This window comes from Vibrio splendidus (assembly GCF_024347615.1).
GTDB classification, from domain to species: domain Bacteria; phylum Pseudomonadota; class Gammaproteobacteria; order Enterobacterales; family Vibrionaceae; genus Vibrio; species Vibrio splendidus.
Map to the genome: position 1 here is coordinate 1,834,028 of NZ_AP025509.1, position 13,733 is coordinate 1,847,760.

At 45.6% G+C, this 13,733-nt stretch carries 10 protein-coding genes and 1 pseudogene; 4 read left to right on the forward strand and 7 right to left on the reverse strand.

What is annotated here, in order from left to right; all coding sequences use genetic code 11:
• The first annotated feature begins 11 nt into the window (after window positions 1-11).
• Window positions 12-1,343, forward strand: a pseudogene (locus OCU90_RS25260) (ferredoxin reductase family protein).
• Window positions 1,344-1,536: 193 nt separating this feature from the next.
• A complete protein-coding gene (locus tag OCU90_RS25265) occupies window positions 1,537-1,944 on the forward strand; it encodes a hypothetical protein (RefSeq protein WP_026012354.1) in 408 nt (135 codons plus the stop codon).
• Window positions 1,945-2,171: 227 nt separating this feature from the next.
• Here the strand turns inward: OCU90_RS25265 and OCU90_RS25270 are convergent, their stop codons facing one another.
• Both OCU90_RS25270 and OCU90_RS25275 read right to left on the reverse strand, forming a co-directional pair.
• Entirely contained in the window at window positions 2,172-3,614 is a 1,443-nt protein-coding gene (locus OCU90_RS25270) for an AGE family epimerase/isomerase (protein WP_061021382.1), read from the reverse strand.
• A gap of 143 nt (window positions 3,615-3,757) precedes the next feature.
• Window positions 3,758-4,405, reverse strand: a complete 648-nt coding sequence (locus OCU90_RS25275; RefSeq protein ID WP_061021383.1) for a glutathione S-transferase family protein — start codon at window positions 4,403-4,405, stop codon at window positions 3,758-3,760.
• A 117-nt stretch (window positions 4,406-4,522) separates the two neighbouring features.
• Between OCU90_RS25275 and OCU90_RS25280 the strand changes: the two genes are divergently transcribed.
• Window positions 4,523-5,374, forward strand: coding sequence for a LysR family transcriptional regulator (locus tag OCU90_RS25280; protein ID WP_061021385.1), 852 nt, complete (start codon window positions 4,523-4,525; stop codon window positions 5,372-5,374).
• Between the two features lie 100 nt (window positions 5,375-5,474).
• Here OCU90_RS25280 and OCU90_RS25285 read toward each other — a convergent pair whose 3' ends face one another.
• The gene (locus tag OCU90_RS25285; RefSeq protein WP_061021387.1) at window positions 5,475-7,589 is read right to left on the reverse strand and encodes a methyl-accepting chemotaxis protein; all 2,115 of its coding nucleotides are present in this window, start codon (window positions 7,587-7,589) and stop codon (window positions 5,475-5,477) included.
• 402 nt (window positions 7,590-7,991) lie between these two features.
• On the reverse strand, window positions 7,992-9,782 hold the full coding sequence (locus tag OCU90_RS25290) for a sigma-54-dependent Fis family transcriptional regulator (RefSeq protein ID WP_061021389.1): 1,791 nt from the start codon (window positions 9,780-9,782) through the stop codon (window positions 7,992-7,994).
• Window positions 9,783-10,137: 355 nt separating this feature from the next.
• Here OCU90_RS25290 and exaC point away from each other — a divergent pair, with 355 nt between their 5' ends.
• Entirely contained in the window at window positions 10,138-11,658 is a 1,521-nt protein-coding gene (exaC, locus tag OCU90_RS25295) for an acetaldehyde dehydrogenase ExaC (RefSeq protein ID WP_016785531.1), read from the forward strand.
• A 142-nt stretch (window positions 11,659-11,800) separates the two neighbouring features.
• On the opposite strand, the gene OCU90_RS25300 is transcribed toward exaC, so the two are convergent.
• From OCU90_RS25300 to OCU90_RS25310, 3 genes are all read right to left on the reverse strand, one after another.
• Window positions 11,801-12,538, reverse strand: a complete 738-nt coding sequence (locus tag OCU90_RS25300) for an NUDIX domain-containing protein (protein WP_061021391.1) — start codon at window positions 12,536-12,538, stop codon at window positions 11,801-11,803.
• A 261-nt stretch (window positions 12,539-12,799) separates the two neighbouring features.
• Window positions 12,800-13,201: a hypothetical protein gene (locus OCU90_RS25305; protein WP_017083094.1), complete on the reverse strand. Its 402-nt coding sequence runs from the start codon at window positions 13,199-13,201 to the stop codon at window positions 12,800-12,802.
• Window positions 13,202-13,346: 145 nt separating this feature from the next.
• Window positions 13,347-13,679 (reverse strand): DMT family transporter, encoded by a 333-nt coding sequence (locus OCU90_RS25310; protein ID WP_009846216.1) that lies wholly within the window; start codon window positions 13,677-13,679, stop codon window positions 13,347-13,349.
• Window positions 13,680-13,733 lie beyond the last annotated feature (54 nt).

A 13,733-nucleotide genomic window follows, 5' to 3' on the forward strand; every position in this document is an offset into this window, starting at 1 on the left:
AGTGTTAAAAAATGAAATCAATCCGCAATATCATCTGGGCAATGATTGCCACAATGTCAGCCTTTTGGTTTGCGATGGAACCGCAACTCTTCGCTTCAAACAACGTATTTGAATGGCGCTCTGCCTTGATTTAGTACTCGGGTATTTTGTCTCTGATGTTAATGTCTATCACCATGATTTTGGCGATGCGTTTGCCTATGGTTGAGAATTGGCTCAACGGTATGGATAAAGCGTATCGAGTCCACAAATGGCTAGGTATAGGCGGCGTAGCACTGGGTGTGACACACTGGTTGTGGTACCAGATCCCTAAGTGGCTAGTGATGTCTGAAGTGTTGGCTAAGCCTGTTCGACACGATGGTTCAGGCCCTGCAAGAACATTGTCTGGTTGGGAAGCATGGGTCAATGGACTCCACGGCTTTGCTGAAAACATTGGAGAGTGGGGCTTTTACCTATTACTTGTTTTACTGGTGGCGTCGTTGTGGGCGGCTGTGAAATACAAACCGTTTAAACTGTCACATCGTTTTATGTCGGTCGCGTACCTATTGATCGCTTTTCACTCAGTATTACTTCTCAAACATGCCTATTGGGGCGAACCAATTTACTACCTAACAGTGGCATTTGCTTTGGTTGGGTCTGTTGCGGCGATTTACAGTTTATTGGGCTTTGTAGGGCGTCGTAATCGTCACTCTGCTTCTGTCGTTTCCATTCGCTACTTTCCCAAAGCTGAAGTGATGGAGTTAGTGCTAAAGCCAAGTTCATCATGGCGAGGACACAAAGCAGGGCAGTTCGCATATCTGCGTTTTGGTAATGAAGATCCTCATCCGTTTACTATTGTTTCAGGTAGCGAAGACTCAGAACTGCGTTTCTTGATTAAAGAGTTGGGTGATTTTACTAATGGGTTAGTTGAGCGAGTAAAGGCGGGCGATGCGGTTACGGTGGAAGGGCCTTATGGTCGACTTGAGTTTGACCTAAACAAGCCACAGATTTGGATTGCTGGTGGTGTCGGAATAGCGTCGTTTTTTGCAACGCTTGAAGCGCTCAAAACAGAGAAAACTCATCCTCGAATTGAACTGTTTTACTGTACTCGCGGTGTCGATGAGCATTTAGTCGATGAATTATGGCACCTTGCGCATCAAGTCGGTGTGAAGCTGAACGTAATAGATACCTTGCACTCTCCGCGATTAAATGCAGAGAGAATCGCGAGTCAATGTGGTGATCTAAACGTTTATGAGTTGTATTTTTGTGGGCCAGAGTTGTTCTCAACGTCGCTTAAAAAAGAACTCGATGCGTACAAGTTTAATGTTGACCAGAATTATCACGAAGAGCTGTTTGTGATGCGTTAAAAAGGCCGAATGAGGTATCAATAGCGTCAAGTTTGGCTCTTCGTTGCGGGGTTAAGGCAGCGGTTGGATTTGGTGTTATTGATACTTAACGACAAGCTCTAATTAAAAAGGCAAAAGTTACTCAATTTTTTATTGCAGCGGTTTGCTATTGAGCGATACCATGTACGGCTGTTTTATTGGTAAAGATTGCAAAATGTCAGATGAAAAGCTCGCGCTAGAGTGGATGCGTCAACAAGCGCATAGAATTGATCCATATGTTATAAATCCATCATTTGATGAATGCGTTGAGTTGCTTGAGCCTGCCTTTAAGAAGGGCAAGAGTGTCGCGCAGCTAAAATATCTATTATCAGAAGCGGATCGCCGAGCTGGCGCTGCCGAGCGTAAACACGCCGCTTTAAAGTTCGCCAAAGAAAAAAGCCCAAAGGCAGGCCAAAACCTTCGCCTTCAAAGCAAGCTTCAACAAGTTCAGTTGGCATTAAAGTTAGCGACGGGCGATAACAACATGACCATATCGCAGTTCTGTTCTGAGTATGATGTCAGTAAGCGAGACGGCAACGAAGCGTGGAATGAAAAGCTGGTTGAGCAGAATAATAAGAAGTGATTTTTTCGATGTCTTATACTGTCTCACTGAGGCCCGATAAGATTTACTTGATCGTGAAAATTTGTTCATAAAGTCATTTCAAACCCTATCAATAAATGTTGTTCCACTGTATTTCAAAAGCCTGAAAAGCATCTTTTCTTCTCAGGCTTTGCGAACAGCTAGTCACTCATCTTTTTCGTCTTAACCGTAAACCACAGCTAAAAGTATCGATGAGCGAATATCAGATATTAAGGTCGAATGTTGTTGAAGCTGACCTTCTTAGTTCCATCGTCTAGGTTCTCCAACTTAACCACGTCCCCTTGATAGTAATACGGTTCCATTGGCATATTGCTGTTGGTCGGTCTTGCGTAGTGCAATACAGCCAGTTTAGCGTCAACTTGCTGAGCATATAAATAGCCAATCAGCGCATGTTCAAATTGGTGATAGCCATTGCCCCAATGGAAAGCTTTAGTTCGCTTAGGAGCAAGCCCAACGCCACCATATTTGTGGTCGACCCATACATCATGAAAGGTCGGTAGGGTGTATTGCAGGACGTCTTTCATTGAACCATCGACCAGCGAAACCGTCATGGCCGCTTGATCAAGCTCAGCCCACTCCCATGATGACGCCCACTGACTGTGCGGTCTGCTTTGCCAGCCCGTGATATCTTGCCCTTGCCACATTTTCTGAAGTCGCTCACCAAAGTAGTTAGATACATTGGCAAAGTCTTTCTGATATTGCGCCTGATCCAGAGTGTGTTTCATGCCGTCTAAACCAAACTCCGACCAATCGGAATTATCTAATGCATGACCGGTTAGATAGGTCATCCAATATGCTTTGATGGTGTGCCCAAAATCGTTGTGATTGGCATTCGGCATCATCGCAGCTTTATCGTGAATAGCCCCGTAGAAGCGTTGTTCATCTTCAGAATGGTATTGGTCAATCATGGCTTGCGTGAGCCAGTTTAAGTCATCAAGCCATTTTGATTTGATGGGCTCTTTGAGCAGAGGAGCGACTAATAACAGGTAGCCGTTTATTTGATCAAGTTGCGCGACCAGTTCGCGTCGTTTTGCACTGCCATCTTCACCGTCAGCAAGTACCCAAGCAAGACCACTGTTGTCGCTAAGTCGATATTTATCAAAGATAAAAGCTTGTTGGGCGATGAGTGCTTCTTCTACCTTTTTGTCTTGGGTCAGGTAGTAGTACATGGCAAGGCCAACTAATGCATACGCTTGATCTTGAGAGGTACGCTGCTGCCAATCCTGGCCTGCTTTTCCCTCTTTTGTGTAGCCGATAAAGCCACCATTTTGCTTATCTTCTAGCTGATCAATGATGTAGTAGGCACCTTGTTTGGCAAGCGCTAAAGCCTGCTTATCACCAGTAAGGTGGTAGAGCACGCCGTAGGCATAGGTTTGGCGTGATTTCATGCGTGTAAACTCCTTGCCAAAGTGCGGAGTGATCCAGCCTTTGTTCAATTCAGGACACACATCAGATACATCGAGCAAGGTACCATCATCACAGCGGAAAGTAGGGAAGTTGCCTACCGGTTCCCCCTGGGCGCTAGGCATTAGCCAATAAGGTGCAAGCCCTTTAGAAGCATGATTGATCCAGTCTTCTCCAGTGGGAAGAGTGACATTGGCAGATACAGTGAAACTGGCCACGCTGAGTAATGCGATCGTTGCTCGTAACATGATGTTTATCTTAATGATTTGAATTTCGTTGAATATAAACAATCACATCTGCACATTGTGATTCGGTGATCACAATCGACCAAATTATTAAGGTTTAAATAAAGGCTCACAGACTGGTGAGCCTTGAAAGGGTGTCTTGTATTTTATACAGGCTTTCCCGCCTCATCTTCTTCAACCACATCGGTTTCTAAGCTTGCCTCTGCTAGCCATTTTTGTATTGATGGGCTGTTGAGCACGCGTTGTTGATACTGTGATGCCTTTTCGGAAAGTTGGATGCCATAGGTTTCTACACGTAAAGCCACAGGTGCAAACATCGCATCGGCAATCGACCATTCACCAAATAACCAACCTTTTGGATATTGTTCCATTTGCGTCGACCATATGGCATCAATACGAGCGATGTCTTTCAATGCTTCTTCACTCAAAGCAAGCTTTCGTTGAGCGCGGCAGTTCATCGGCATTTCATTTCTGACGGCGAAAAATCCAGAGTGCATCTCTGCAGAAATTGCTCGGGCATGGGCGCGTTCTTTCACTGAGCTAGGCCACGCTGCACCGTTCAAGTGGGCGTCGTTAACGTATTCGAGAATGGCCAATGAATCCCACACCGCAACGTCGCCGTCAACTAGGGTTGGAACCTTGGCCGTTGGCGTCACTTTCGCCAGAGTGTCGTAAAAATCAGAGGTGAATAGCTTGAGCTTGATGACTTCTGCATTGAGGTTGTAGTTATCGAATATTAGCCATGCGCGCAGTGACCAAGTTGAGTAGTTCTGGTTTCCAATATAAAGCTGCATAGTTGCTTCCTTGCGTTTAGTGGGTATGTATTGAGCCTAGGGGCATGCATTTGAGCTTAGGGGATTGTATTGCGGCGTACTAACGGATAATTTTGATGCAATACATTAATAAAAACGATGGGTGGTGATTTCAATATGGATATTGATGCTTTGCGAGGTTTTCTCGCGTTTGTGGAAACCAGTAGTTTCACACGTGCAGCGAAACAGATAAATCGCACCCAATCGGCATTCAGTGCTCAGATGCGTAAGTTGGAAGAAGAACTCAACGTCACTCTTTTCCAAAAAGAAGGGCGTAACTTAATACTCACTGAAGCAGGCTTAGCGCTGCGTTCTCATGCCGAACAGTTGGTCGCGCTCCACAATACAGCCCTCAAGCAAGTAAAGCGTTACGAAGACAAACAACCTCTGCGACTCGGCTGCCCTGAAGACTACAACGACACTATTCTGCCAAAAGTGATTCGCCTGTTGCAGAAAGCAGAACCCACCTGTTCTATTCAAATATTTAGCCTGCCGAGCATTACGCTCAGAGAGTGGTTGGATGATGGCCGTTTAGATGCGGCGATTGTCACTCGAGCGCCCGACAGCGAAGAGGGGCATTGGCTCACCAGTGATATTGGGGTTTGGATTAGTAGCCCTGATTATGCGTTTGATGGTTCCAAGCCTGTTCCATTAGCTTTGTTTCAAACGGACTGTAAATATCACGCTGCAGCAGTGAATGGTTTAACTAAGCAGGGCACGCCTTATCAGTTATTGGTGTGCAGTAATACCGCTTCTGCACAACGTGCCATCGTCAAAGCGGGTTTGGCCATTGGTGCGATGGGTAAACTGAGCGTGACTTCAGATTTGAGAATCCTCGATGATATGCCACCGTTGCCTTCGGTCGATATTGTGCTGATCCTAGCGAGTAAGCATCATCCGGTATTGGATAAAGAGGTACTCAATCAGCTTGTGGAGTTAGACTCCAATTAGATTTTTGCTCGGTGAGGGTAATGTTGAGTGCGGAACTAAAATAGATAGGCCGAAAACATTGCGTTTATCGGCCTTATTTTTATGGAAGACTGAACGTGAGTTAAGAAAGCTTGAACTTGCTTAACTCACCGTGCAAATCTCCGGCTTTCACTGTCAGCTCATTACTGATTGCTACTGATGATGTCATGGTGCCCATCACTTCCACAGCGGTGTCATTGATGATCACTACATTGCGGTTAATCTCTTCTGATACTGAGCTTTGCTCTTCAGCCGCGGACGCAATCTGATTGTTCATGTCGTTAATCACTTCAATCGCTTGGTTGATTTCAGATAGTGCTAGATGTGCTGCTTGGGTTTCCCCTTTGGTGTCATTCGCTTGCTTCTGGCTTTGCTCCATCAATATCACGATAGATTGAGTCTCTTGCTCTAGGCGAGCCAGCATCGAGCGAATCTCTTCTGTCGAACCTTGAGTGCGATTTGCGAGGTTACGCACTTCATCTGCCACGACAGCAAAGCCTCGTCCTGCTTCACCCGCACGTGCTGCCTCAATAGCGGCATTAAGCGCAAGTAAGTTGGTTTGTTCTGCAATACCACCAATCTCGCTCAAGATACCCTGAATAGCGGTGCTCGAATCGACCAAATTTTGCGTTTGTTGCTGTGCGTCATTTACCTGCACAGCCAAGCTGTCTACAGCGCTGGCGGCATTGTCCATGCGTGTCATGCCATTGAGACTGTTGCTTTGTACTTGGCTTGCTGCTGCGGCTGCTTGAACGGCTGAGCTTGCCACTTCTTGCGCTGTCGCACTCATTTCATTAATGGCTGTGGCAAGTGAGTTCACCTCGTTAACCTGAGAGTTCAACTGGTCACGTGAAACTTCCGCACGAGCTTGACCTTCTGTTGCGTTTTTATCTACTTGGTCGGCCGTTACCATAACGGTAAGTAGCATCTCTTGCATACGAGATAGGAAAGTATTGAACCAGTGTGCAAGCTGAGCGGTTTCATCTTTTCCTTTCACTTCAATGCGGTAAGTTAAGTCGCCTTCGCCTTGTGCTGCATCTTTAAAGCGCTCCACTAAGTTGTTTAGAACCTTGCCCAGAGAATTGGCAATGAATGCCATTGAGGCAATGCCTAGAATAGCTGCGATGATCCCCGCCCACACACCTTTTTCAAGTGCTTTTGAATTCTGTGCATCACTCCATTGTGTGTAGTCGTCGACGCTTTTTGTAAGGTGACTACTGGGAACTGACACCATGACTACCCATGGCGCATCACTCGTATCAATGGCTGTTATTGCGTACTCATCGCCGCCGAAATTAACAAGACCAGCCCCTTCTCGCTTAGCGATAGATTGAATTGTCGACCATTCGGATTCCAATTCAGAAGAGACTCTTTTACCCACCATGTTTCCAGCTCGGCTGTTGGCGAGAGTTATGCCTTTCCATGATGTAATAAGGATTTTTCCTTCGCCATCAAACAAGTTACGTGCAAGCAATTCGCTTTGGCTTTGAAGCTCAAACAAAGACAAGTCAAAGCCAATTGAGCCAATGATTTTCCCGTCTTGTTTGATTGGTTGGCTGATGGTAGTGATGAGCTCTTGCTTGCCGCGAACTGGATAGAAATAGGGTTCCATCACAAATGTCTTACCGGTTTGGTATGGCATTAAGTGCCAGTCGTCTTTGCGCTCACCGTTGCTGTTGAGTTCGGTATTGCTGAAGCTCTCCATTGCGACGGCGTCAAAGCTGTTCTGATCATTTGGAGAGAAGAAAGGCGCAAGGTAGCCCTGACTGTTAAAGCCTAATTCGGTGTCCAAGCTGATCTCGTTATTCAGATCGGTTTGTTGTGGCCAAGTCTTGTTCTCCCAAACCATGTAGCCAGCAAATACAGCTTTGTTTTGTGCTTCCAATGCGGCAGTAAACTGTTTAACGATAAGGTCTGCGCTTGCGTTGGTTTCTGAACTTAACTCAATAATGGATCGTGCTTGCTTAAGGTTTGCTAGTACAGGATCAAGTTGGTTGGCAATGTTCAAACCTTGTTGAATGGCTGTGTTTTGTAAATCTGTCGTTGTGGCGTCTGTCAGCTGCGTCTTTACTTTTTCAGTGACTTGTTTGTTCACATCGGTAAAGGCGCTGGTGGTCATGCCCATTGCGATCAACAGAGTGAAAGCCATCGCTCCACCTGCACTCACCGCAATTCGCGTACGTATACTGTTAAACATAAGATCCCTGTAGCCAAATAGTGGTAGTTTTCCAGAGATTTTAAACAAGATAAGTGAATGGAAAATTCAAAATAATGAACACAAAAAGAATAGGGTGATCAAAATTATAAATAGGATTGCATAGTGCTCAGATTTATATCTTTTGGGCGTGTTCTATAAGGCAAGGAAATGGCCGTAATTATTTCATTAGCTATTTGTATTCATTGATCTTTTAAATTTATTGATGATATTTATTTGTCGGTAAATCAAGAAGTTGTAGTTTGAGAGTGTCCTGAATATGGATTACTCATTACGTGACTTTGCTCACGCTTTAATTTAATCCCAAGCGCATTATATCCACTTGTAAAGTGTGTATTTATGCGTTGCATGTTCAATCTGAGGAACCAAATCATTGTGCATGTTTTATTGAAGAATCCCCAAGCTCTTTAGCTTTCGATAAATGGTATTGCGGCTGATGCCGAGTATTCGAGATGTCTTGCTGATGTTGCCTTGGTTCGCTTGATACGTTTGCAGCAAGGTTTCTTCAACGGTACTTCTTAAATCGTTACTCGCTGTACCTTTGATGGCATTAGGAGTCATTAGTTGATGCTGATTATCGTGTGCTAACGACGTGAGATGTTGAGCAAGGTGGCTAGGTACATGTTCTAGCGTGAGCTGTGGTTCATCACTCGCGAGTAGGGCGGCGACCTTAAGTAAATTATCTAACTCGCGAATATTGCCTGGCCAAGAATAGGCGCACAGTAAGCTCATTAAGTGCGGGCAGATTGTCTGTTCGTCTTCGGTATATTTACGATGAATGTGTTCGATTAGGGCGTGCTTGTCTTGTCGGTGTTGCAAGCTTGGCAGAGTAAAAGCCAAGCCATTCAGGCGGTAAAAGAGATCTTGTCTAAATTCCCCCGTAGCGACCAACTGTTCTAGGTTTTTATGAGTTGCGGCGATGATCTGACAATCGACTTGATAGCTCTGATTTGAGCCAACAGGCACTACGGATTTGTCTTGCAGAACATGCAGCAATCGACATTGAGCCTCCAATGGCATGTCGGCGATCTCATCTAGAAACAGAATTCCCTTGTCTGCTTGGCGGATCTTACCTTGGAAACCTTTGTGGCTTGCGCCAGTAAACGCGCCCGGTGCGTAACCAAACAGTTCTGATTCGATAAGATCTTTCGGTAGCGCGCCACAATTCACCGCCACGAGAGGCGACGATTTGCGTTGGCTCTGTTTGTGTAATGCTTTAACAAATTCGCCTTTTCCGACCCCTGTTTCTCCTAGGATTAATAGGCTGATTCCTTTGTCGATAACTTTGTTGGCTTGCTGCCAAGCGTGTTCTATCTGTTGTTCGCCATGGTGCAGATCACACGATTCTGAAATGGAGCGCGTGCGTTTGGTGGTTGTTTGTTTGAGATGCAGTTTCTCAAACACAAAGGGCGTGTCTAATGAGGTTCGGTTGAAGAGGGTATCTATGCATTCGCCGACGATCGAGGTTTGATCCAGCAGCTGAGAGGCGACCTGATTGTGCGCCACTACCTCACCGGCTTCATTGGCTATTACTATCCCTTGCCAACCACTGTGTAATAACGATTTTTCACACGCGAGGTCAATACGAGTGGTGCCTTGTGGGATATGACTCAGTAGCTGGTTCTCAACAAGCTGAACCATATTTTGAACCAGCAATTGGACAGAACTGTCGTGTTGTTGCTGCTCGCTGGTGATGTCCAATATGCCAACCATTTGACCTTGATGGTCGAACACAGGGCTTGCTGAGCAACTGATAAATCGGTGCTGGTGGATGAAGTGTTGTTCGCCAATGATGGATACTGGCTTGGCTTCAACAATGGCGGTGCCAATCGCGTTGGTGCCTTTCAGTTGTTCCTGCCAACAGGCTCCAGAGCTGAGTGCAATTGATGTCAGCTTCTCCTTAAACCGCTCCTGTCCCCAACTCGCCAGAATCACCCCTTCAATGTCGGTCAGAATCAAACGACTGTCGGTGCGTGCAAACATCTGATTAAACAAAGGCAGCGCATTACGTTCGACGATGTTGATTAAGTCAGAAGATTGATGTCGTCGCTGCTTAAGAATCGATTGTGGCAGGCGAATGTCTTCGGGAAGTCGTCTCTGTTTTAGCCCCGCTTCTGTGCTGCGGTGCCAAGAGGATGAAAGCCAATCTGAGGTGTTTGCTTGTTGAAGGTGCATGACTGTTCCATGTCGTAACAGTGAGGGTGTACCAATTTGGAACAGTTGAACACTGGTGTGGTTTCCAGACGTCCGTTCAATGCCAACTCACTTTGGGTTGTAAACGTTTGGTAATCATAGTTTTACAATTTATTAACAACAAGTTTTGAAGTTCTGGCGTGTGATTTGCGTTGTTACTGTTGTGAAGAAAACACGAAGTATCAGTGTTTTAAACAGAAAGCATAAACATGGTGGCTCTCTTCTTACGAGCTTTCTTCTCACGTGATCTCTTCTCAAGAGAAGCCGCCATGCTAGCTCGACAACATAAGCTCAATAACGAATGAACAACGATTAAAAATCTAAGAAGGATCTAACTATGATTTACGCACAGCCGGGTAGTGATAACGCAGTGGTGAACTTTAAAGCGCAATACGATAACTTTATCGGTGGCGAGTGGGTGAAGCCTGTCAGCGGCGAGTATTTTGATAACACTTCCCCAGTGAATGGTCAGGTGTATTGCCAAGTAGCACGCTCAACAGAGGCCGACATTAGCTTGGCACTTGATGCGGCGCATGCTGCTCGTGCTAGTTGGGCTTCGACCAGTGTGACTGAGCGCTCCAACATCCTACTTAAAATTGCTGACCGTATTGAAGCGAACCTTGAAGAAATCGCAGTCGCCGAGACGTGGGAAAACGGCAAGCCTGTGCGTGAAACTTTGGCAGCAGACATTCCTTTGGTTGTAGATCACTTCCGTTACTTTGCGGGCTGTATTCGAGCGCAAGAAGGCAGCGCAGCAGAGCTAGATTCAAACACCGCAAGCTACCACTTCCCAGAACCTATTGGTGTGGTGGGGCAGATCATTCCTTGGAACTTCCCTATTTTAATGGCGGCTTGGAAACTGGCTCCAGCACTTGCTGCGGGTTGTTGTGTGGTGATGAAACCCGCCGAGCAAACACCGACATCGATTTTGGTGATGATGGAGAAGATCGCTGATCTTCTACCTGCAGGCGTAGTCAACATTGTGAATGGTTTTGGTAGCGAAGCAGGTCAAGCATTAGCAACTAGCGATCGTTTGGCGAAGTTGGCGTTTACTGGCTCAACAGAAGTCGGCCACCACATCTTGAAATGTGCGGCTGAAAGCTTGATTCCATCAACGGTAGAGCTTGGAGGTAAGTCTCCAAATATCTACTTCCCAGACATCTTTAACCATGAAGACGAATACCTCGATAAGTGTGTCGAAGGCATGTTGCTTGCGTTCTTCAACCAAGGTGAAGTGTGTACTTGTCCATCACGTGTGTTGATTCATGAATCGGTATACGACAAGTTCATCGCAAAGGTAGTCGAGCGTGCTCAAACTATTAAACAAGGTAACCCGTTAGATACCGATACTCAGGTGGGCGCACAAGCTTCTAAAGAGCAGTTCGATAAGATTCTGAGTTACCTAGAAATCGGTCGTCAAGAAGGTGCGAAAGTGCTAACAGGTGGTGAAATTGCGCAACAACCAGATGATCTCGGCAACGGTTATTACATTCAGCCAACCATGCTGGAAGGGCACAATAAGATGCGCGTATTCCAAGAAGAGATCTTTGGCCCTGTTATCGCAGTAACGACGTTTAAAGACGAAGCGGAAGCGTTAGAAATCGCTAACGATACCGAGTATGGCTTGGGTGCAGGCGTATGGACGCGTGATGCAAACCTAGCGTATCGCATGGGGCGCAACATCGAAGCGGGGCGTATTTGGGTGAACTGTTACCACGCTTATCCAGCACATGCCGCGTTCGGTGGTTATAAGAAATCAGGCATTGGTCGTGAGACACATAAAATGATGCTCGATCACTACCAAAACACCAAGAACCTGTTGATCAGCTACGATACTAATCCGTTGGGTTTCTTCTAATACTGGTTCTTTCTAAAAGTATGAGAATGAATCATAGGTACAAAGAATAACTAACAACGCAGTTGGCTTAATTAAGAAAAATAAAAAGTGAAAGCAAAACGCCCAATTCAATTGAGTTGGGCGTTTTTATGTTTGAATTGGTCTAGCTTTTCGAAAAGAAGATCTCGGGCTTGTGGACTGGGCCATAGTTGCCTTCTAGCTGAGTAAGCTCTAATCCTTGCTTTCCTATCAGAGAGCCGACCAATTGGCGGTTAAACGGGTAGCTGTCGGGGTTGTTAATATACTCTTCAACATCTATCCATTTAGCTTCTGCAATTTCATCAGTGTCTTGAATCGCGATATCTTGAGTTTGAGCGATAAGGTGACAAATAAAGTAGAGGTTTGATTTGCCAAACTGATACGGGTGTCTTGTCGCCATGCCAACCACCGAAACGAATGTGGCTTCGATACCTGTCTCTTCCAAGGTTTCTCGAACAACCGATTCCTCAATACCTTCACCCAACTCAATATGGCCGCCAGGTAACTTGTAGCCAGTCATACCGTACTCTTTAATCATCAGCACTTGGTTGTGTTCGTTGGTGATCAACGCGCCAGCACCCAAGGTGTGGGTAGGGATGAAAGGCACAAACTCTACAATCTCGGATTTATGGATCAGCGTAATTTCGTCTTCCAAACAATTGTGAAACACAAAGCCAAGCTCAGTCGCCACCGGAATAAGGTGCGAGAGTGAAATAGGTAAACTAATCCAAATGATGCCTTTGTTATTCTGCTTTGAAAATTCGGTGATCTGGCTAAGTTCGGCATTGAATGAGTCAGCATCGTGAGGGGCTGTTGCTGGGTCAATGATGATGCCGTTAAATTTGTCGAGCGTAAATTCCACGAGTGATCCTTTATTATTTTTGATTTATTGGGAGTCGAGCATAGGTGGAGCTTATAACATCTTAAGGGCTGATAACACCTGCACTGCTTGTGATATTTAGATTGTCTGTATCACCTTGAGAGAAAGGACAGTCGCGGGTGAAAGTGGAAAAGGTAGGAGAGTGCATAGCGGGCGGCTTGGAACAAAAATTGCGCTAGAAACAAAAAACTGCGCTTGGAAGCCAAAGCGCAGTCTTGAAATAGGGTCTATGGCAGCTCGATCTTAGCGAACATAGTTAGCGTCAACACTTACGTACCAGTGTTGCAGTTTGCCGTCGGCCTTTTTGATCCACAAATCGTTGGTGTAGCTCTCGATCTTACCGTTAACTGTTAAGTTGAATGTGTTCTCGTCGAATTCACCAAGCTTCACGAACTGGTCTGTGGTAACTAGGAACGGGTCCATGTCGTCCACGCCAACCACATCTGAAATCACATAGTAGTGGTAAGTCAGTGGCTTGCTCGCATCATTCGGGTTGCTGCGGTACGCCACAAGCTTGAATGGTTCCGTTAATGGAACGTCGAGCGTTTGCTTGTCCATGGTCGCTGGAATCGGGATAAACAGCCAAGCGGTAAACAGACCGCTCAATAAAACCATCAGGAAGAAAAGAGTCTTAATTGCTTTCATAGCAACCTTCAAAATAGGTGATGTTGAAGGCGCTATGGTAACAGGTTTGATTTGTTGATTGTAAGAGTATGAATAAGTGAAGGTGACACCTGTCTGTTAGGAAATTTGAACGAATTGACACACTGTTCATAAGTCATTATCTACACTAGTGCGAGTGACCTTGCGACAGGTTTATCATCACAACACCAGCCGCAACGAATAACATGCCGATCCACACCATGGTATCGAGGTGCTGGCGGTAAACGAACGTAGAAATCAGACTCACTGTCACGATAGCTAAACCTGCCCACAAAGAGTGAACCACACCAACTGGCATCCCTTTCATAGCTTGGCTCAAAAATAGAAATGCCGCCAAGTGTCCTGAAATCACCAATAAAGCAGGGATAGGTTTAGATAAGCTGAAACCGTCGGTTGCTTTAAGTGCTACGTGAGAAAGTGCTTCTGCCATCACGCCCATCATTAAGAAAAACCAGCTCATAGTCGTACCTTTAGTTGTATTGTTTTGTTGGTATAGCGGGATGTTTGAAAGAGT